19 protein-coding genes and 1 riboswitch are annotated in these 18,544 nt (G+C 67.3%); of the genes, 8 read left to right on the top strand and 11 right to left on the bottom strand.

Features of this window, described 5'->3' with window-relative positions; genetic code table 11:
- The first annotated feature begins 1 nt into the window (after position 1).
- Complete coding sequence (locus AC1MBE_RS14240; RefSeq protein WP_354187049.1) at positions 2-784, top strand: succinate dehydrogenase iron-sulfur subunit; 783 nt, start codon at positions 2-4, stop codon at positions 782-784.
- Positions 785-878: 94 nt separating this feature from the next.
- On the top strand, positions 879-1,649 hold the full coding sequence (locus AC1MBE_RS14235) for an alpha/beta hydrolase family protein (protein ID WP_479779160.1): 771 nt from the start codon (positions 879-881) through the stop codon (positions 1,647-1,649).
- On the opposite strand, the gene AC1MBE_RS14230 is transcribed toward AC1MBE_RS14235, so the two are convergent.
- The 10 genes from AC1MBE_RS14230 to glyA form a co-directional block, all read right to left on the bottom strand.
- Complete coding sequence (locus tag AC1MBE_RS14230) at positions 1,606-2,769, bottom strand: YihY/virulence factor BrkB family protein (protein ID WP_479779159.1); 1,164 nt, start codon at positions 2,767-2,769, stop codon at positions 1,606-1,608. The genes AC1MBE_RS14235 and AC1MBE_RS14230 overlap by 44 nt on opposite strands.
- A complete protein-coding gene (locus tag AC1MBE_RS14225; protein ID WP_479779158.1) occupies positions 2,714-3,391 on the bottom strand; it encodes a 2'-5' RNA ligase family protein in 678 nt (225 codons plus the stop codon). Before AC1MBE_RS14225 ends, AC1MBE_RS14230 begins: the two co-directional genes overlap by 56 nt.
- 4 nt (positions 3,392-3,395) lie before the next feature.
- Positions 3,396-4,517, bottom strand: coding sequence for a tryptophan--tRNA ligase (trpS, locus tag AC1MBE_RS14220; RefSeq protein ID WP_479779157.1), 1,122 nt, complete (start codon positions 4,515-4,517; stop codon positions 3,396-3,398).
- Between the two features lie 16 nt (positions 4,518-4,533).
- Positions 4,534-5,367, bottom strand: a complete 834-nt coding sequence (locus AC1MBE_RS14215; RefSeq protein ID WP_479779156.1) for an exodeoxyribonuclease III — start codon at positions 5,365-5,367, stop codon at positions 4,534-4,536.
- 10 nt (positions 5,368-5,377) lie between these two features.
- On the bottom strand, positions 5,378-5,950 hold the full coding sequence (locus AC1MBE_RS14210) for a hypothetical protein (RefSeq protein WP_479779155.1): 573 nt from the start codon (positions 5,948-5,950) through the stop codon (positions 5,378-5,380).
- 63 nt (positions 5,951-6,013) lie between these two features.
- On the bottom strand, positions 6,014-6,874 hold the full coding sequence (locus AC1MBE_RS14205; protein ID WP_479779154.1) for an ABC transporter permease: 861 nt from the start codon (positions 6,872-6,874) through the stop codon (positions 6,014-6,016).
- Positions 6,871-7,734 carry an ABC transporter permease gene (locus AC1MBE_RS14200; RefSeq protein ID WP_479779153.1) on the bottom strand — a complete coding sequence of 288 codons (864 nt, stop codon included), beginning with the start codon at positions 7,732-7,734 and terminating at the stop codon, positions 6,871-6,873. Before AC1MBE_RS14200 ends, AC1MBE_RS14205 begins: the two co-directional genes overlap by 4 nt.
- A 10-nt stretch (positions 7,735-7,744) precedes the next feature.
- Positions 7,745-8,695, bottom strand: coding sequence for an ABC transporter ATP-binding protein (locus AC1MBE_RS14195; protein ID WP_479779152.1), 951 nt, complete (start codon positions 8,693-8,695; stop codon positions 7,745-7,747).
- A gap of 207 nt (positions 8,696-8,902) precedes the next feature.
- A complete protein-coding gene (locus AC1MBE_RS14190) occupies positions 8,903-9,847 on the bottom strand; it encodes a bifunctional methylenetetrahydrofolate dehydrogenase/methenyltetrahydrofolate cyclohydrolase (RefSeq protein WP_479779151.1) in 945 nt (314 codons plus the stop codon).
- A 4-nt stretch (positions 9,848-9,851) separates the two neighbouring features.
- A complete protein-coding gene (gene glyA / locus AC1MBE_RS14185) occupies positions 9,852-11,153 on the bottom strand; it encodes a serine hydroxymethyltransferase (protein ID WP_479779150.1) in 1,302 nt (433 codons plus the stop codon).
- A gap of 168 nt (positions 11,154-11,321) precedes the next feature.
- Positions 11,322-11,407, bottom strand: a riboswitch (ZMP/ZTP riboswitch).
- 30 nt (positions 11,408-11,437) lie between these two features.
- On the opposite strand from glyA, the gene purU reads away from it, so the two are divergent.
- Positions 11,438-12,298: a formyltetrahydrofolate deformylase gene (purU, locus tag AC1MBE_RS14180; protein WP_346959440.1), complete on the top strand. Its 861-nt coding sequence runs from the start codon at positions 11,438-11,440 to the stop codon at positions 12,296-12,298.
- Positions 12,299-12,365: 67 nt separating this feature from the next.
- Positions 12,366-12,779, top strand: a complete 414-nt coding sequence (locus AC1MBE_RS14175; RefSeq protein WP_479779149.1) for a class I SAM-dependent methyltransferase — start codon at positions 12,366-12,368, stop codon at positions 12,777-12,779.
- Between the two features lie 342 nt (positions 12,780-13,121).
- Here the strand turns inward: AC1MBE_RS14175 and AC1MBE_RS14170 are convergent, their stop codons facing one another.
- The gene (locus AC1MBE_RS14170; RefSeq protein ID WP_479779148.1) at positions 13,122-13,625 is read right to left on the bottom strand and encodes a DUF2231 domain-containing protein; all 504 of its coding nucleotides are present in this window, start codon (positions 13,623-13,625) and stop codon (positions 13,122-13,124) included.
- Between the two features lie 88 nt (positions 13,626-13,713).
- Here AC1MBE_RS14170 and AC1MBE_RS14165 point away from each other — a divergent pair, with 88 nt between their 5' ends.
- The 4 genes from AC1MBE_RS14165 (at position 13,714) to mmsB (ending at position 18,528) form a co-directional block, all read left to right on the top strand.
- Positions 13,714-14,232 (top strand): gamma carbonic anhydrase family protein, encoded by a 519-nt coding sequence (locus AC1MBE_RS14165; RefSeq protein WP_479779147.1) that lies wholly within the window; start codon positions 13,714-13,716, stop codon positions 14,230-14,232.
- 104 nt (positions 14,233-14,336) lie between these two features.
- On the top strand, positions 14,337-15,527 hold the full coding sequence (locus AC1MBE_RS14160; RefSeq protein WP_346960679.1) for an ROK family transcriptional regulator: 1,191 nt from the start codon (positions 14,337-14,339) through the stop codon (positions 15,525-15,527).
- Between the two features lie 130 nt (positions 15,528-15,657).
- Entirely contained in the window at positions 15,658-17,214 is a 1,557-nt protein-coding gene (gene mmsA / locus AC1MBE_RS14155; protein ID WP_479779146.1) for a multiple monosaccharide ABC transporter ATP-binding protein, read from the top strand.
- 45 nt (positions 17,215-17,259) lie between these two features.
- Positions 17,260-18,528 (top strand): multiple monosaccharide ABC transporter permease, encoded by a 1,269-nt coding sequence (mmsB, locus tag AC1MBE_RS14150; RefSeq protein WP_479779145.1) that lies wholly within the window; start codon positions 17,260-17,262, stop codon positions 18,526-18,528.
- Positions 18,529-18,544 lie beyond the last annotated feature (16 nt).

The following is an 18,544-nucleotide window of genomic DNA, read 5'->3' as shown; positions in this document are numbered from 1 at the left end:
GATGACCGCTGAACTCGCTGAGCCAGCCTCCAAGATCGAACTGCCCGCCGGCGTCGGCGGCGGCGGGGACATCCCGTCCTTCGACGTCCACCTGCGCGTGCGCCGCTACAACCCCGAGGTCTCCGACGAGTCCACCTGGGACGACTTCCACGTCACCATGTACGGCACCGACCGTGTCCTGGACGCCCTGCACAAGATCAAGTGGGAAATCGACGGCAGCGTCTCCTTCCGCCGGTCCTGCGCCCACGGCGTCTGCGGCTCCGATGCCATGCGCATCAACGGCCGCAACCGCCTCGCCTGCAAGACCCTGCTGAAGGACCTGGACACCTCCAAGCCCATCACGGTGGAGCCGATCAAGGGCCTTCCGGTGGAGAAGGACCTGATCGTGGACATGGAGCCGTTCTTCCAGTCCTTCCGCGAAGTCATGCCGTTCCTGATCAACCGCGGCCACGAGCCCACCAAGGAACGCCTGCAGTCCGCCGAGGACCGCGAGCGGTTCGACGACACCACCAAGTGCATCCTGTGCGCGGCGTGCACCTCGTCCTGCCCGGTGTTCTGGACCGACGGCCAGTACTTCGGCCCGGCCGCGATCGTCAACGCGCACCGCTTCATCTTCGATTCCCGTGATGACGCCGGCGACATGCGCCTGGAGATCCTCAACGACAAGGAAGGCGTGTGGCGCTGCCGCACCACCTTCAACTGCACCGAGGCCTGCCCCCGCGGCATCCAGGTCACGCAGGCCATCGCCGAGGTCAAGCAGGCCATCCTGTCCCGCAAGATCTAGCACCTGCACCACCGCACCAGCTTTAACGACGACGGCGCCTCCCACCTTCCGGTGGGGGCGCCGCCGTCGTAAGCCCCGTAAACGAAAGGCCCCTGTGTCCCGCTCCGAAAAAGTCAGCTTCGAAGGTTCCACCGGGGAGCGGCTCTCCGGCGTCCTTGACCTCCCCGAGGGGACGGTGAAGGGCTGGGGTGTGTTCTCGCACGGCTTTACGCTGGGCAAGGACAGCCCCTCGGCGTCCCGGATGTGCAAGGCCCTGGCGGACAACGGGGTGGGCATGCTCCGCTTCGACAACCTCGGCCTGGGCGAGTCCGCGGGGCTCTGGTCCGAGGGGTCCTTCAGCCACAAGGTGGCGGATACCGTCAAGGCCGCCGAGTTTATGCGCGACTCCGGCCGGCCCGTCTCGCTGCTGGTGGGGCACTCCTTCGGCGGCGCCGCGGTGCTGGCGGCCGCCGGGAGCATCCCGGAGCTCGACGCCGTCGCCACGGTAGGTGCGCCGTTCTCGCCCAAGCACGTCGCGCACGTCTTTGACGCTGCGCTGGACCGCATCCTGAGCGAGGGCAGCGCCGAGGTGGACCTGGGCGGCAAGCGTGTGGAGATCCGCCGGCATTTTGTTGAGGACCTGGAGAACGCGGACCTGACCGACTGCATCCGGCGGCTGCACAAGCCCCTGATGGTGCTGCACTCCCCCACCGACAACACGGTGGGGATCGACAATGCCAGCAGCATTTTCCAGACTGCGCGGCACCCGCGCAGCTTTGTCTCGCTCGAGGGTTCCGACCACCTGCTCACCGGCAAGGGCCAGGCGGCCCGTGCGGCGAAGATTATTTCGGCGTGGGCCGACCAGTACCTCGACGCCGGAAGCTAGCCGCCGGGAGGCGGCGCTCCCGCGGCTCCACCGGGGTCTTTCCCGGCTGCACCTGGCGGGCTCCCCAGCCGGTCGTTTTGGCGGCCGTGGCGGTGCTGAGGTCTTCTTCCCGTACCGCGGACCACGCGGCGGCGACAAGGTAGACCTGGCTGACCAGGTTGAACCAGATGAGCAGCCCGATGATGATCGCAAAGGGCGCCAGGATGGGGTTCCGGCCGGCGCTGGCCAGGAGCTCGGCGCTGAAGATTTGCAGCACGCTGGTGCCCACCGCGGCCAGGATGGTGCCCTCCAGCAGGGCGCGGCGCCGCAGTTTCAGGCCGCCGGCGAGCCGGAACATGATCAGTGCGGTCACCCAGCCCAGCAGCAGCGGTACCGCGATCTTGATGGACGTGGTCAGCGGACCGGCCAGCAGCGGGTCCAGGTGGAGCTGCTCTGCCACCCACCCGGCGGCGGTGCCGAAGACCAGCGAGGCGCCGGCGCTGATCACCAGGGCGACGCCGAGCAGCAGGAGGGTGCCGACGTCGTGCAGTTTCAGCAGGACCGGGTTGATCTTGAGGGGTCCCAGCCGCAGGACGCCGCGCAGGCCGTCGCGCAGGCCGCCGATCCAGCCCAGCGAGGTCACCACGGTGACGACGGCGGCGATCACGGCCGTCCAGCCGAGGCCGTTGGGGTTCAGCAGGTCCTGCGGGTCCACCAGCCCGTCCCGGCCGCCGACCTTCAGCAGGCCGGGGGCCGCCCTGACGACGCTCTTGATGATCTGGTCCAGCAGCACGGGCTGGGCGCTGAGGAAGAGCCCCGCCACGGAGAAGCCGGTGGCAAGCAGGCCGGTGATGGAGAAGAACATCCGGAAGCCGATGCCGGCACTCAGCAGCGGGCCGTGCTGCAGGTTGTAGTGCTGGAAGGCGCGCATCGGACGGAGGACGTTGAGGCGGGCGATGAGCCACTGGACCATCGCGAGCGGCGCGGCCGGGCCCCCGCCGGAGGAGCGCCGTGCCTTGCCCCAGTCGACCCGTTTCCGGATGACTTCCAGTTTCAGCCCGGCGAGATCGGTGGGAAGTGGAGGGTCAGCGGGTGCCTGCGGCGCCGGCCGCGCCTCGGTGCTCGTCAGGTTCGGTGCCAAAGTCAAGCTCTTCCCGTAGCTGCCAGATGCCGTTGTCATCGTGCTCGTAAAGTCCCATGCTAACCACCGGGAAGCTGGCCCTGTAATCCTTGAGCGCCGCTTCGGCCTCGTCGAGGCTTTCCGGGGCCACGTCGTGGGCGACGGTGACGTGCGGGTGGTAGGCGAACGGGAGTTCACGATCCAGCGGCCCGGCCTGGAGCTGGCGGTGCAGGTTGACGCACTCGCCGAAGCCGTCTTCGACGTTCAGGAAGACCACCGGTGACACCGGCCGGAACGAACCGGTGCCGGCGATCGTCACGGTGAACGGTTCCTGCTTGCGTGCCACCTCACGGACGTGGTGGCACGTGGCCTCCCAGTCCTGCGTCACGGTGGTGGTGACCAGCGTGATGTGCGCCGGGATGGTCGCGGCCATCGGGTCACCGAACGAGGCGCGCCAGCGCTGCAGCTCCTCGGCGATGTCCGGCGGGAAGCCCAGGATGACGCCGATGCTGATGCCTTCGTCCGGAGTTCCACCGCTGGCGGTTGCCGCACTCCGGTGGGGTGCGGCACCCGAACCCCGGCGGGCGCCGTGGTGGCTGCCGCGCCCGGTGTCGCTGGCGGTGACTTTGCTGGCGGAGGACATTGGGCTAGTGGACTCCCCGTGCTCCGGCATAGGGGAGGAAACCAACCCTGGCGTAGACGTCCCTCAGCGTCACGGAGGCGATCTCCCGGGCCTTGTCGGCGCCCAAGGCGAGCAGCCGGTCCAGCTCTGCGGGATCGTCCAGCAGCTGGTTCGCCCGGTCCCGGATCGGACTCAGGTGCTCGGTGACCACCTCGGCGAGGTCCACCTTGAGGTGGCCGTACATTTTTCCCTCGTACGCGGCGACGAGCTGCTCTACGCTCCGACCGCTGATGGCCGAGTAGATCGTCAGCAGGTTCGAGACGCCGGGCTTGTTCTCGCGGTCGAAACGGATTTCGGTTTCCGCGTCCGTCACGGCGGATTTGATCCGCTTGGCAATCACCTTGGGGTCGTCCAACAGGTTGATCAGGCCGGCCGGCGACTCCGCTGACTTCGACATCTTCGCCGTCGGGTTCTGCAGGTCGTAGATCTTGGCCGACTCCTTCTGGATGAAGGGCTGGGGCACCGTAAAGGTCTCACCGAAGCGGGAGTTGAAACGCTGCGCGAGGTCCCGGCTCAGCTCCACGTGCTGGCGCTGGTCCTCCCCTACCGGCACACCGTGCGGCTGGTACAGCAGAATGTCCGCGGCCTGCAGGATCGGGTAGGTGAAGAGCCCAACGCTGGCCTGGTCCGAGCCCTGCTTCAGGGCTTTGTCCTTGAACTGCGTCATTCGGGAGGCCTCGCCGAAGCCGGTGATGCAGTTCAGCACCCAGGCCAGCTGGGCGTGTTCCGGGACCTGGGACTGGACGAAAAGCGTGCACTTGTCCACGTCGACGCCGCCGGCAATGTACTGCGCGGCGGTGACGCGGGTGCGGTGGGCCAGTTCGGCAGGATCCTGCGGCACCGTGATGGCGTGCAGGTCGGGGATGAAGAAGACGGCGTCGTATTCGTCCTGCATCCTGACCCAGTTCACCAGGGCGCCCAGGTAGTTGCCGAGGTGCAACGAGTCGGCGGAGGGCTGCATGCCGGAAAGGATGCGATGCCTGGCACCGGGAACGGCCGCTGTCTGCCCGGCGGGTGAGACGGCAACGTCGAGTGCGACGCCGGCGTCGGCGCCAGCCAGGGTCGACGCGTTGGAAGGAGAGGTCATGGGAAAAACCTTAAGACTAGAGCCGGTAGTCCACTACCAGCGGGGCATGGTCGGAGAAGCGTGTGTCCCAGGACGGCGCCCGGTCAACAACTGCTGACACCGCCGCGGCGGCGAGAGCGGGCGTGGCCATGTGGTAGTCAATGCGCCAGCCGGTGTCGTTGTCGAAGGCCTGTCCCCTCTGCGACCACCAAGTGTAGGGGCCGTCGACGGTACCCGCCAGGCCCCTGTGAACATCCTTCCAGCCGATTTCCTCGCCGAAGAAGCGGTCGAAGTAGGCGCGCTCTTCGGGCAGGAAGCCGGCACGTTTGACGTTGCCTTTCCAGTTCCTGATGTCCAGCTCGGTGTGGCCGACGTTCAGGTCGCCCACCACGAGGGCGTGGTCGCTGTGCTTGGCGAGTTCCGGCAGCCGGGTGGACATTACGTCCAGGAAGCGGAACTTGTCGTCCTGCTTGGGGGTGCCGGCCTCGCCGGAGTGCACGTACGCGCTCGCCACGGTCAGCCGCGAGGCCTCCCCCGCGGCGTCGCGGACGATGTAGTCGGCTTCGACCCAGCGGCCGGCCGTGGCGAAGTAGTCATCGCCGATGCCGTTGCGGGTGGCGGTCGGTTCGGTGCGCGAGGCGATGGCGACACCGGCGCGGCCCTTGGCTTCGGCCTCGGCGTGCAGGATGTACCAGCCGTCGCCGAGCAGTTCGCGGACGATCGCGTCAGGCGCGCGCACCTCCTGGAGGCAGAGAATATCCACGTCCCGCGGCGCCAGCCACTCCGCCATGCCCTTTTTGTAGGCGGCGCGGAGGCCGTTGACGTTGACCGATGCGATGCGAAGGGGGTCCTTCTTCAATGCCGAGCTCACCCGCTCCACTCTAGTCGATGATGGTTCCGCGGACCGGCTCGTCGGTGCCGTCCGCGGACTTGATCATGTCCCGCGCGTTGGTGGCCGTGATCTCGATGGTTTCGAGGGCGCGGCGGATGGTGTCCTGGTCCGCGGCGCCGCCCTTGGCGCGTTCCTGCTCCACCACACGGACCTGCACCTGGACGATCTTGAAGGAGTGGTCCAGCTTCATGTCGCGGATATCGTCGGTTTCGCGGCGGTCACCGACCAGGCGCGTGCCGCCGTGGTCGGCGCTTCCCGACGACGGTGCCCGGCCCACCGCGGAGTTGAACGCGTTTTGCGCCTCGTTCAGCTTGGCGCCGGCCTTCTTGGCGGCGCGCTGGATGCTGAACACCACAAAGGCTGCCAGCGCGAGCCAGAAGGCGGCGATGACCGCGACAACCCAGCCCACGACGTCGTTCTGGTTCGCCGCGAAGATGACGGCCACCAGGAACGCGATGATGAAGACCGTCATCCCGAGGCCGCTGAGGCGGAACATGGGGAATTTTCCGGCGGCGGCGTTGAACGCGGAGGGCTTGGCAGAAGGGTTGTCCAGAGATCGCATGCGCCTATTATCGCAAACCGGCCGGGCCCGGGGCTGCGCTTCCACCCCGGGCGAACGCCGCGGTCACTTCAGGAACAGTTTGCGGAGCCGGCCGGTGGTAAGCGCCACACCGAGCACGATCATGGCGAGGTAGTAGCCGATGTGCACCGCGGTGGCGGGGGTGAAGACGCCGACGCTGATCTGCCGCAGCAGCTCCACGCCGTGCCACAGCGGCATCGCCTGGATCAGCCACTGGATCCACTGGGGATACACGCTCAACGGGTAGAAGGTGGCGCTGAAGAGGAACATCGGCAGCATCACGAAGTTGATCCAGTCCATTTGCTGGAAGGTCTTCATGAAGCTGGTGATGCCCATGCCGAAGCTGGCGAAGCCGAACGCGATCAGCACCGACGCCGGGATCATCAGGATGGCCCACGGCGTGGTGATCAGGCCCATCACGCCCATCACGGCGGTGAAGCCGGTGGCGTACATCAGTCCGCGCAGCAGGGCGAGGAAGATTTCGCCCATCGCGACGTCGATCGGCCCGAGCGAGGTGTAGAGCATGCCCTGGTAGAGCTTCGCGAAGTTCATCTTGAAGAAGACGTTCCAGGTGGAGTCGTAGACGGCGCCGTTCATGGCCGAGACCGCCAGCAGGGCCGGGGCGATGTACGCGGCGTAGGAGATCTGCTGCCCGCCGGGGCCCTGCACCTCGCCGACGATCGCGCCCAGACCCACCCCCATTGAGATCAGGTAGAGCACCGGTTCGAAGAACCCGGAGAGCATGACCATCCAGTTGCTGCTCTTGGTGGCCATCAACCCGCGGGCGACGACGGCGCGCACGTTGCGCGAGTAGAGCGGCCCGAAGCGGCGGTTGCGGGCGGCGTCGGTGACGCTGCGGCCGGCGTCTTGCTTTCCCGAATCGTAGTGTCCGGCGAGCACGCTCATGATGCCATCCTTCTGGCGAACTGGCGCCGGGTCAGGACCCAGCCGAGGACGGCGAGGCCGAGCAGGAAGACGACGTGGACCAGGGTGAGCAGCGGCGCCTCCTCGTAGCCGTAGCTGAACACGCGGCCCAGTTCGGTGCCGTGCCAGATCGGGGAGATCCAGCCGATCCAGCGGACCGCCAGGGGCAGGGTGTCCAGCGGGAAGAATGTGCCGGAGAACAGGAACAGCGGCATCACGATGAAGCGCATCACCATGGCGAACTGGCCCTTGTCGTTTTTGATGGTGGCCGCGTAGGCCATCAGCGGCAGGCCGAAGGACAAACCGGCCAGCGTGGCCACCAGGATCGAGACCCAGCCCCAGCCGCCCGGGGACGCGCCGAACAGTGCCACGACGCCGAAGTAGATCGCGGACTGCAGCAGGAACCGCACCGTGACGGCAATGATCTGCCCGGCGGCGATCTGTTCCGGGGTCAGCGGCGAGGCGTGCGGGCCGTAGTAGACCCGGCGCCATTTGAAGCCGTCCATCACCGGGAAGGTGAACTCGTTGGCCGCCGTCATCACGGCGGCGGAGATCAGCAGCGCGGGGGCGATGAAAGTCAGGTAGCTGACGCCGCCGAAGGCCGCGGTGGAGTTGGTGTCCACCAGGGTGGCGAGGCCCACGCCCATGGCGAAGAGGTAGGCGACCGGCTGGCCGACGCCGTACATCACGATGGTCCAGCCGTAGCCTTTCATCACCCGCAGGACCTGCTCGGCGTAATAGAAGGCGCCCCAGCGGCGGGCGCGGGCCGCCGAGACGGCCGGCGGGTGCGCGCGCAGGGCGGGCGCCGCCGTCGTACCCGCCGCGTTGATCGGGTCAGTCAACTCTGCTTTCTTAGTCAACAAGGCTCCGTCCGGTCAACCGCAGGAAGACGTCTTCCAGCGAGGAGCGGCGCACCAGCGAGGTGACCGGGTGCAGGCCCCGGGCGGAGACCTGCTCCAGGGCGGCCTCGCCGTCGTGGGCGTAGATGAGGACGCGGTCCGGCAGGGTTTCGATCCGTTCGCCGATGCCCTCAAGCTCGGCGCCGACCGTGGCGTTGCGTTCGGAGCCGAAGCGCAGTTCGAGGACTTCGCGGGTGGAATATTCGCGGATCAGGCTGGCGGGGGAACCTTCGGCCATGATTTTGCCTTTGTCCACCACGATCAGGCGGTCGCAGAGCTGCTCGGCCTCGTCCATGTAGTGGGTGGTGAGGATCAGGGTGACGCCTTGTTCCTTGAGCCGGAACAGCCGGTCCCAGAGGATGTGGCGGGCCTGCGGGTCGAGGCCGGTGGTGGGCTCGTCCAGGAGCAGGATCCGCGGTTCGTTGATCAGGGAGCGGGCGATCGTGAGGCGCCGCTTCATGCCGCCGGAGAGGGCGTCCACCTTGGACTTGGCTTTGTCCGTCAATTGCGCGAACTCCAGCAGCTCGTCTGCTTTGGGTTTCAGGTAGCTCATCGGCAGGCCGAAGTAGCGGCCGTAGACCAGCAAGTTGTCGCGGACCTTCAGTTCCTCGTCCAGGTTGTCCTGCTGCGGGACCACGCCGAGGTGGGCGCGGACCTCGGGGCCGTGCTGCTCCGGGTCCAGCCCCATGATGCTCAGGCTGCCGGAGGTCCGCTGCGAGACGCCGCCGATCATCTTCATGGTGGTGGACTTGCCGGCGCCGTTGGGGCCCAGCAGTCCGAAGGCTTCGCCGGCGGGCACACGAAAGGAAATACCGTCCACGGCGGTGACGTCCCCGTAGCTTTTGGTGAGGTTTTCTGCGGTGATGACGTACTGGGGAGAACCGGTCTCCTCGGGGTTGCTCACGGGAGACTCTTTCGACACAAGTTCAGACACCCGGAACACGGTAGTCGATCCCGGCAAACTATGAAAGAGTCTTTTCGTAAAAAGTCCGGACTTTTTCCGCGGCGCCGCCAGGTCCGGCTGGAACTGCAGGGGCAGCAGAAGGGCGCCCGCTCCGGTCAGGAGGGGGCGCCCTTTGCGGCGGGGGTGACCTAGGCGCGTGAATTACACCTAGGCGGGAGCGTGCTCCGCCTCGAGGTGCCGTTCGGCGGTTTCCACCACGTTGGCCAACAGCATGGCGCGGGTCATCGGGCCCACTCCCCCGGGGTTGGGCGACAGCCAGGCGGCGACGTCGGCCGCGGCCGGCTCGACGTCGCCGGTCACCACGGCCTTGCCGGAGCCGTCGTCGACGCGGCTGACGCCGACGTCGAGCACAATGGCGCCCGGCTTGAGGTCCGCGGCCTTGATCATGTGCGGCTGCCCGGCCGCGGCGATCACGACGTCGGCCTGCCGGAGTTCGGCGGGGAGGTCCACGGTGCCGGTGTGGGCCAGGATGACGGTGGCGTTGACGTCCTTGCGGGTGAGCAGCAGGCCGACCGGGCGGCCGATCGTGACGCCGCGGCCCACCACCAGCACGCGTTTGCCGTTGAGGTCAATGCCGTGCCGGGTCAGGAGCTCCACGCAGCCCTTGGGCGTGCAGGGCAGCGGGGACTTCATGGGTCCGCTGACGTTCGCCACGAGCCGGCCCAGGTTCATCGGGTGCAGGCCGTCGGCGTCCTTGTCCGGGTCCATGGCCTCCAGGATGGTGTCCTGGTCGATGTGCTTGGGCAGCGGCAGCTGGACGATGTAGCCGGTGCATTCCGGGTTTTCATTGAGTTCCCGGACCACGGCCAGCAGCTCGTCCTGGGTGGTCTCTTCCGGCAGGTCGCGGCGGATCGAGGTGATGCCCACCTCGGCGCAGTCCTTGTGCTTGCCGCCCACGTACCAGGTGCTGCCCGGGTCGGAGCCCACCAGGATGGTGCCGAGGCCGGGGACGATGCCCTTTGTTTTCAGGACGGCGACGCGTTCGGTCAGTTCGGCCTTGATCGCCGCGGCGGTGGCCTTGCCGTCCAGGATCCGGGCGGTGTGCTCCTGGACTTGTGCGGAGTTGGCGGGCGCGGAGTTGGTGGCGGTCATCGGATCACCACTGCTCGTGCTGCGGGTACAGCGGGAAGTCCTCGGCAAGCTTGTCCACGCGGGCCTGGAGGGCCTCGACGTCGGTGCCGGAACCCGCCTTCAGCGCGGTCGCGATGATCTCGGCGACCTCGGTGAACTCCGCGGCACCGAAGCCCCGGGTGGCCAGTGCGGGGGTTCCGATGCGCAGCCCCGAGGTGACCATCGGCGGGCGCGGGTCAAAGGGTACGGCGTTGCGGTTGACCGTGATGCCGACCGAGTGCAGGAGGTCCTCGGCCTGCTGGCCGTCCAGCTGGGAGTTGCGCAGGTCCACCAGGACCAGGTGCACGTCGGTGCCGCCGGTGAGCACGGAGACGCCGGCGTCGGAGACGTCGGACTGGTTCAGGCGGTCCGCGATGATCCGGGCGCCTTCGAGCACACGCTCCTGGCGTTCCTTGAATTCCTCGGTGCCGGCGATCTTGAAGGCCACGGCCTTGGCGGCGATGACGTGCATCAGCGGTCCGCCCTGCTGGCCGGGAAAGACGTTGGAGTTGATCTTCTTGGCCCACTCCTGCTTGGCCAGGATCACGCCGGAGCGGGGCCCGGCGAGGGTCTTGTGCACGGTGGAGGTGACGACGTCGGAGTGCGGGACCGGGCTGGGGTGCAGCCCGGCGGCGACGAGGCCGGCGAAGTGCGCCATGTCGGTCCAGAGCAGCGCCCCGACCTCGTCGGCGATCGAGCGGAAGGCGGCGAAGTCCAGGTGCCGCGGGTAGGCGGACCAGCCGGCGATGATGACCTGGGGCTTCTCCGCGAGGGCCTGTTCGCGCAGCTTGTCCATGTCGATCCGGAAGTTGTCTTCCTCGACCTGGTAGGCGGCAACGTCGTAGAGCTTGCCGGAGAAGTTCAGCTTCATGCCGTGGGTCAGGTGCCCGCCGTGCGCCAGCGAGAGGCCCAGGATCTTGTCCCCGGGGGTGATCATCGCGGACAGCGCGGCGGCGTTGGCCTGCGCGCCGGAGTGCGGCTGGACGTTGGCGAATTCGGCGCCGAACAGGTCCTTGACGCGGTCGATCGCGAGCTGCTCCGCGATGTCGACGTACTCGCAACCGCCGTAGTAGCGGCGGCCCGGGTAGCCCTCGGCGTACTTGTTGGTCAGGACGGAACCCTGCGCCTCCATCACGGCGCGCGGCGCGAAGTTCTCGGAAGCGATCATTTCCAGGGTGCCGCGCTGGCGGCCGAGCTCCTGGGTCAGGACGGCGGCGATTTCGGGGTCGAGTTCAGCGAGCGGCTGGTTGCTCACGGCTGCTGAGGTAAGGCGTACGGAAGTAGTCACGAAGAACTCCTGGCTTGGCAACGGTCACTGCTTAAAGGTCAGGTTACCGGCTGGCCCGCCGCGGCGCCCTTAAATTACGGGGCCCGGAACGGGACCCGCAAGGCGGGGCGGGCACCCGCGAAGGGTGCCGTCGGCGGGCGGCAGCGTGGCTGCCGGCCGGAAAACATGACCCTCGGCCCAGGCGTACGATCCGTGGTCTGCGTGCGTGCCGCTCCCTGGTGGTTAGCCACCCAACGCCAGTTGCGACACATCAAGACTATCCCAGCCGCGGGTAGGCTGTCTTCGTGACTGAAGACCAGCTGACTGCCTCCTATATCCTCACCCTTTCCTGCCCGGACCGGCCCGGGATCGTGCACGCCGTGGCCGGCGCCCTCCTGGTGGCCGGCTGCAATATTACGGACTCGCAGCAGTACGGCAGCCAGGGCACCGGAACCTTCTTCATGCGGGTGGAGGCGACGACGGCGGCCCCGGCGGCCGAGCTGCACGCCGCGCTGGAACCCGTGGCCCAGGCGTTCGGCATGCAGTGGAGCCTCAACCCGGCTGGCCGGAAACTCCGCACCCTGCTGATGGCGAGCACCTCCGCGCACTGCCTCAACGACCTGCTGTTCCTGCAGCGTTCCGGCACCCTGCCGATCGAGATCCCGGCCATCGTCTCGAACCACCGGGACCTCGCCGGCCTGGCCGAGTTTTACGGCATCCCGTTCCACCACATCCCTGTCACCCGGGACACCAAGGTGGAGGCCGAGGACGCGCTGCGCAAGCTTATGGCCGAGCACGACATCGAGCTCACCGTCCTGGCGCGGTACATGCAGATCCTCTCCGACGAGCTCTGCACGGAGCTGACCGGCAAGGCCATCAATATCCACCATTCCTTCCTGCCCTCCTTCAAGGGCGCCAAGCCGTACCACCAGGCGCACGCCCGGGGCGTGAAACTCATCGGCGCCACCGCCCACTACGTCACCGCCGCCCTGGACGAAGGCCCGATCATCGAGCAGGAAGTCATCCGGGTGGACCACCGGCGCACCGCCGAGCAGTTCGTCCAGATGGGCCGCGACGTCGAAGGCCGCACGCTAGCGCAGGCGGTACAGTGGCACGCCGAGCACCGCGTGCTGCTGGACGGCAACCGGACCGTGGTCTTTAGCTAGGTTCCCTGCCGGGGGCCTGTCTCGGCCGGGGCTTGTCTTCGACCCGTTGCCGCCCTTAACTGGAGCCATGGCAACCACGCGGCAGGACGAACTCTCCGGTTTCCTCGCCCTGCTCAAGGCCGAGGGCCGCCACGGCGTGCTGGGCCTGGACTGCGGACCGGGCGCCGACGGGCTTCTCTTTGTCCGTGCCGGCATCCACTTCGCCGGCGTGGATCCCTCGGAGGAGAACATCCACGCCGCCCGGGCCCGGGGCCTCTCGGCCTCGGTCGCCACCGGGCAGGCGCTGCCCTTTGCGGACGCCGCGTTCCCTGCCGTCTGGGCGGTGGACGCACTGGCGGGACGGCCGCCCGAGGAGTGGAACGACGTCGTCCGCGAGCTTCAGCGCGTGGCCGAACCCGGCGCGCCGATCGCCGTCGTCCTGCCCGAACCCGGGCAACCGGACATCGGGCGCGGCTTCACGGTCCTCCGCAACCCCGGCTAGGCCCTCCCACCGTTCGCCTCTCACCACACGCTCCCTCACGTCTGGCCGACTTTCCCCCAACCCTCCCTCACGTCTGGCGGGCTTTCCCCCAACCCTCCCGCACATCCGGAGGGCTTTTCCCCAACCCTCCCTCACGTATGGCCGGCTTTCCTCCAACCCTCCCTCACGTATGGCCGGCTTTCCTCCAACGCTCCCGCACATCAGCCCGGCCTTCCCCTAACTCCGCACGCAGGGCGCGAGCGTTCCACCGATAACCGCCGGATCTGCGGGAGCGTCCCGTCAATAGCCGCCAAACCTGCGGGAGGGTCGCCTCCGAAACCGCCAGACCTGCGGGAGGGTCTGTCAGGGACGCTGGACGCTGCGCATGTAACCGCCTAGGAATCCGCCGCCCACCAGCAGGACGGCGCCCGCCCTTGCCAGGCCGATGCCCAGCCGGTGGCGGTCCTTGCGCCGGGCGCGCCAGGATGCGAGGAAGATCAGCGTCGCGGTCAGGTTTGCGGCGGCGTGGACGACGCCGACCCGCCGCGTAGCGGGATCGGCCCGCGCCCACTCGGCCCAGCCACTGAACCCGGTCGGCGCCGCCGCGAGGACGCCGAGGCCCACCAGCCTGCGGGCCGCGCGGCGGCTGCCCTCGTCCGGAAAAAGGTCCAGGAACATCGCCATGAACCAGGCGCCGAAGGGCACATCGGTGAGGATTGTGTGCGGCGGGATGCCGGTCGCGTCGCCGTGGAAGAAGCGCCGGAGCCGCGGGTCGGCGATCAGCCGGGCGGCCAGCGGCTCCGCGGTCCGGACGGCCGGGTCGAGCACCTCGGCGTTTTCCAACCGATTCATCAACTGCAGGAACATGACTGCCTCCTGGGGTGTGCGTTGGGATGGCCCCGATCCTACTCAGCGCCGCCCGGCCCGCAAGGGTCCGGTGTCCTAGGCTGGAGGCATGAGCCCCGTATACGCTTTCGCCGGCAACACCCCGGACATCCACGAATCCGCCTTCGTCGCCCCGAGCGCCTCGGTGATCGGCAAGGCCACGCTGGCCGAGAACTCCAGCGCCTTCTATGGCGTCTCCGTCCGCGCCGACACCGCCGCGATCACCGTGGGCGCCGGCACCAACCTGCAGGACAACGTCGTGCTGCATGCGGATCCGGATTTCCCCTGCACTATCGGCGCCCGGGTCAGCGTGGGCCACAGCGCTGTGGTGCACGGCTGCACGGTCGAGGACGACTGCCTGATCGGCATGAGCGCCACCATCCTCAACGGGGCCGTGATCGGCGCCGGTTCGCTCGTGGCTGCCGGCGCCGTGGTCCTGGAGGGAACCGTCGTGCCGCCCCGCTCGCTCGTCGCCGGGGTACCGGCGAAGGTCCGCCGCGAACTGAACGATGATGAGTTCGACGGCGTCAAGCACAACGCCGCCCACTACCAGGACCTCGCGCGCGCCCACCGCGAGCTGCACGCCTGACCGCCGGCCCCCGCGCACCCGGGCGGGAGACCCGCGGGGACACGGCTCCCGGCCGTTGCGTTAACTTCTTGACTACAAGCCCATGATGGGGCACTCTTCATTGCATGCCCTCACCAACGCGCTCAACGAGGAGCCGCACCAAAAACCCCGGGTCGCAGTCCGCCCTTCGGCATCTGAACCAGCAGCGGATCATCGAATGCCTGCTGGCCGGGCCGTCCACCCAGGCGGAACTGGCCCGGCAGACCGGCCTCTCCACGGCGACGGTCTCGAACATCGTCAAGATCATGCAGGACGCCGGGCTGGCGTCCACCGAGCCGATCACCAGCTCCGGCCGCCGCGCCCTGAACGTCCGGCTCAACAGCAACGGCGCCGTCGCCGTCGGCATCGACTTCGGCCGCCGCCACCTGCGGGTGGTCCTGGCCTCGCTGAGCTACCACGTCGTCGCCGAGGAATCGGTCCTGCTGCCGCTGGGCCACCACGCCGAGGAAGGCATCACGGCCGCCGTCGGGGTGCTGGACCGGCTGCTGGCCAGCAGCGGCGTGGAACGCAGCGCCCTGGTGGGCGCCGGCGTCGGGATCCCGGGCCCCATCGACCGCCGCACCGGCACCGTGGCGCAGGGCGCCATCCTGCCCGAATGGGTGGGCATCAACATCCTCGAACGGCTCGAAGACGCGCTGGATCTCCCGGTTTTCGTCGACAACGACGCCAACCTCGGCGCCCTGTCCGAGGTGACCTGGGGCCCGCACACCGGCATCAGCAACCTGCTCTTTTTGAAGATCGGCTCGGGCATCGGCGCCGGGCTGATCCTGAACGGAATGCCGTACTACGGCAACGTCGGCATCACCGGCGAAATCGGCCACGCCACCATCCACGAGCACGGCCTCGTCTGCCGCTGCGGCAACCGCGGCTGCCTGGAAACGATCGCCTCCACCACCACCATGATCGAGCTCCTGGGCCGCGGCGAGGACAAGCCGCTGACCCCCGAGGACATTGTGCGCAAGGCCCTCGCCCGGGACTCCGCAACGCTCCGCGTGGTGGACGACGCCGGGCTCGCCGTCGGCCGTGCGCTGGGAAACGTCGCCAACCTGATCAACCCCGAGGTGATCGTGGTGGGAGGTCCGCTGGCAGGGCTCGGCGAGGTGCTGCTGGACCCGATCCGGCGCGGCCTGGTGCGCCACGCGGTGCCCGTGATCGGCGAAACCACCACCCTGACGATGTCCTCGCTCGGCGACCGCGCCGAGGCCCTGGGCGCCACGGCCCTAGTCTTCCAACATGCCGGAATCCGGCGAAACTAAAGCAGCCGTTACCAGGCCGTTGCGTTAAAGACTTGACGACAACGGCGTGATCCAGTTTACTTTTCCATCAGACGGCCCTGCGGTTTGCAGGGGCGGACAACGAAGTCATGCATTGGAGGCGTAAGGGCAGATGACGTCCCTCAACACGCACAGCGATCCGATAATTCTCGAGATGCGCTCCATCACCAAAGAGTTCCCCGGCGTTAAAGCATTGGCCGAGGTGAACCTGCGGGTGAAGGCCGGCGAGATCCACGCCATCTGCGGTGAAAACGGCGCAGGAAAATCCACCCTCATGAAGGTGCTCTCGGGCGTTTACCCCTACGGCAGCTACACCGGCGACATCGTCTACCAGAGCGAAGTCCAGCAGTTCAAGGACATCCGGGCCAGCGAGCACGCCGGCATCGTGATCATCCACCAGGAACTGGCGCTGATCCCCGAGCTGTCCATCATGGAGAACATCTTCCTGGGCAACGAGCCCACCCGGCGCGGGGTGATCGACTGGGCCGAGGCACGGATCCGCTCCACCGAACTGCTCGCCCGGGTCGGCCTCCGCGAGGACCCGGACACCCCGGTCAAGGAAATCGGCGTCGGCAAGCAGCAGCTGGTCGAGATCGCCAAGGCGCTGAACAAGAAGGTCAAGCTCCTCATCCTGGACGAGCCCACCGCCGCGCTGAACGAGTCCGACTCCCAGCACCTGCTGGATCTGATCCTGGGCCTGAAGGGCCGCGGCATCACGTCGATCATCATTTCGCACAAGCTCAATGAGATCGAGCAGATCGCCGATTCCATCACGATCATCCGCGACGGCAAGTCGATCGAGACCCTCGACGTCAAGGCAGACGGGGTCGACGAGGACCGCATCATCAAGGGCATGGTGGGCCGGACCTTGGAATCCCGGTTCCCGGAGCACGAGCCCAAGATCGGCGAGAAGTTCTTCGAGGTCAAAAACTGGAACGTGGGGCACCCGCAGATCCAGGACCGCCTGGTCTGCAAGAACTCCAACTTCTTCGTCCGCCGCGGCGAGATCGTCGGCTTCGCCGGCCTGATGGGCGCCGGACGCACCGAGCTCGCCCGTTCCCTCTTTGGCCGCTCCTACGGCCGCTTCATCTCCGGCGAGGTCTACAAGGACGGCAAGGAACTGCACCTGAAGACCGTCAAGCAGGCCATCGACGCCGGCCTCGGCTACGTCACCGAGGACCGCAAGTCCCTGGGCCTGAACCTGCTGGACGACATCAAGGCCACCACGGTCTCGGCGGCGCTGAAGAAAATCAGCAAGCACAACGTCGTCGACGCCGACAAGGAATTCACCGTCGCCGAGCAGTACCGCAAGTCGCTGCGCACCAAGACGCCGTCCGTGGAGGAAGGCGTCGCCAAGTTGTCCGGCGGCAACCAGCAGAAGGTGGTGCTGGCGAAGTGGATGTTCACCGACCCGGACCTGCTGATCCTGGACGAGCCGACCCGAGGGATCGACGTCGGCGCCAAGTACGAGATCTACGGGATCATCCAGCAACTGGCCAACCAGGGCAAGGGCGTCATCGTGATCTCCTCGGAGCTTCCTGAACTACTGGGGCTCTCCGACCGCATCTACACCATCTTCGAAGGCGCCATCACCGGCGTGCTGAACAAAGAGGAAGCCAGCCAGGAAAGCCTCATGAAACTCATGACTTCCGCCCGCAAGACTGCCTGACCCTCTGGACCATCCAGAACATTCCGGACAACAAGGACTGACAAAATGAACGCGCTCAAGAAGCTCTTTGGCGGCAATACCCGCCAATTCGGCATGATCTTCGCCCTGGTTGCACTGATCGTCTTCTTCCAGATCGCCACCGGGGGCAACACCCTCACCCCGGGCAACGTGATCAACCTCTTCAACGGCAACTCCTACATCCTGATCCTCGCGATCGGTATGGTGCTGGTGATCATCGCCGGCCACATCGACCTCTCCGTGGGGTCGGTCGCGGCGTTCGTCGGCGTCAGCGTCGCCTTGATGATCCAGGACTGGGGCATCCCGTGGTACCTCGGCATCCTGTTCGGCCTGCTGCTCGGCGTCCTGATCGGCGCCTGGCAAGGCTTCTGGACCGCCTATGTCGGCATCCCGGCCTTCATCGTCACGCTGGCCGGCATGCTGCTCTTCCGCGGCTTCAACCAGTTCGTCGGCAAGTCCAACACCATCCCGGTCCCCGCCGACTTCCAGTACATCGGTTCCGGCTACCTGCCTGAATTCGGGCCCAACACCGGCTACAACAACCTGACCCTGCTGCTGGGGCTGGCCGGTGTGGCGTTCGTCGTCGTCAGCGAGATCCGCTCCCGCCGGAAGGCCAAGTCCCTGGGCGCCGAGGTACCCGAAGCCTGGGTGACCGTCACCAAGCTCGTCCTGATCTGCGGCGCCATCCTCTACGCGACGTACCTGTTCGCGACCGGCCGCCCGGGCACCTCGTTCCCGATCCCGGGCCTGATCCTGGCCGTCCTGGTCCTGGTCTATGGCTTCATCTCCTCCAAGACCATCGTCGGCCGCCACGTCTACGCCGTCGGCGGCAACCGCCACGCGGCCGAGCTGTCCGGCGTGCAGTCCAAGAAGGTCAACTTCCTGGTGATGATGAACATGTCCATCCTGGCCGGCCTGGCCGGCATGATCTTCGTCGGCCGCTCCACCGCCTCCGGCCCGTTCGACGGCGTGGGCTGGGAACTTGACGCCATCGCCGCCGTCTTCATCGGCGGCGCCGCAGTAACCGGCGGCGTCGGCACCGTGATCGGCTCGATCGTCGGTGGCCTCGTGATGGCCGTGCTCAACAACGGCCTGCAGCTGCTCGGCGTCGGCGCCGACCTGACCCAGATCATCAAGGGCCTCGTGCTCCTGATCGCCGTCGCCTTCGACGTCTACAACAAGTCCCAGGGCAAGCGGTCGATCATCGGCATGATGATGAAGAACTTCGGCCGCGGCAATGAAATCAAGCCCGACGAGACCACTTCCACCAAAGAGGTCATTGCCAAGGAAGCCTGAACGGCTTCCCGGCTCC

Source organism: Arthrobacter sp. BG5, assembly GCF_056680155.1.
This window is presented reverse-complemented; position numbering and strand designations above follow the sequence as displayed.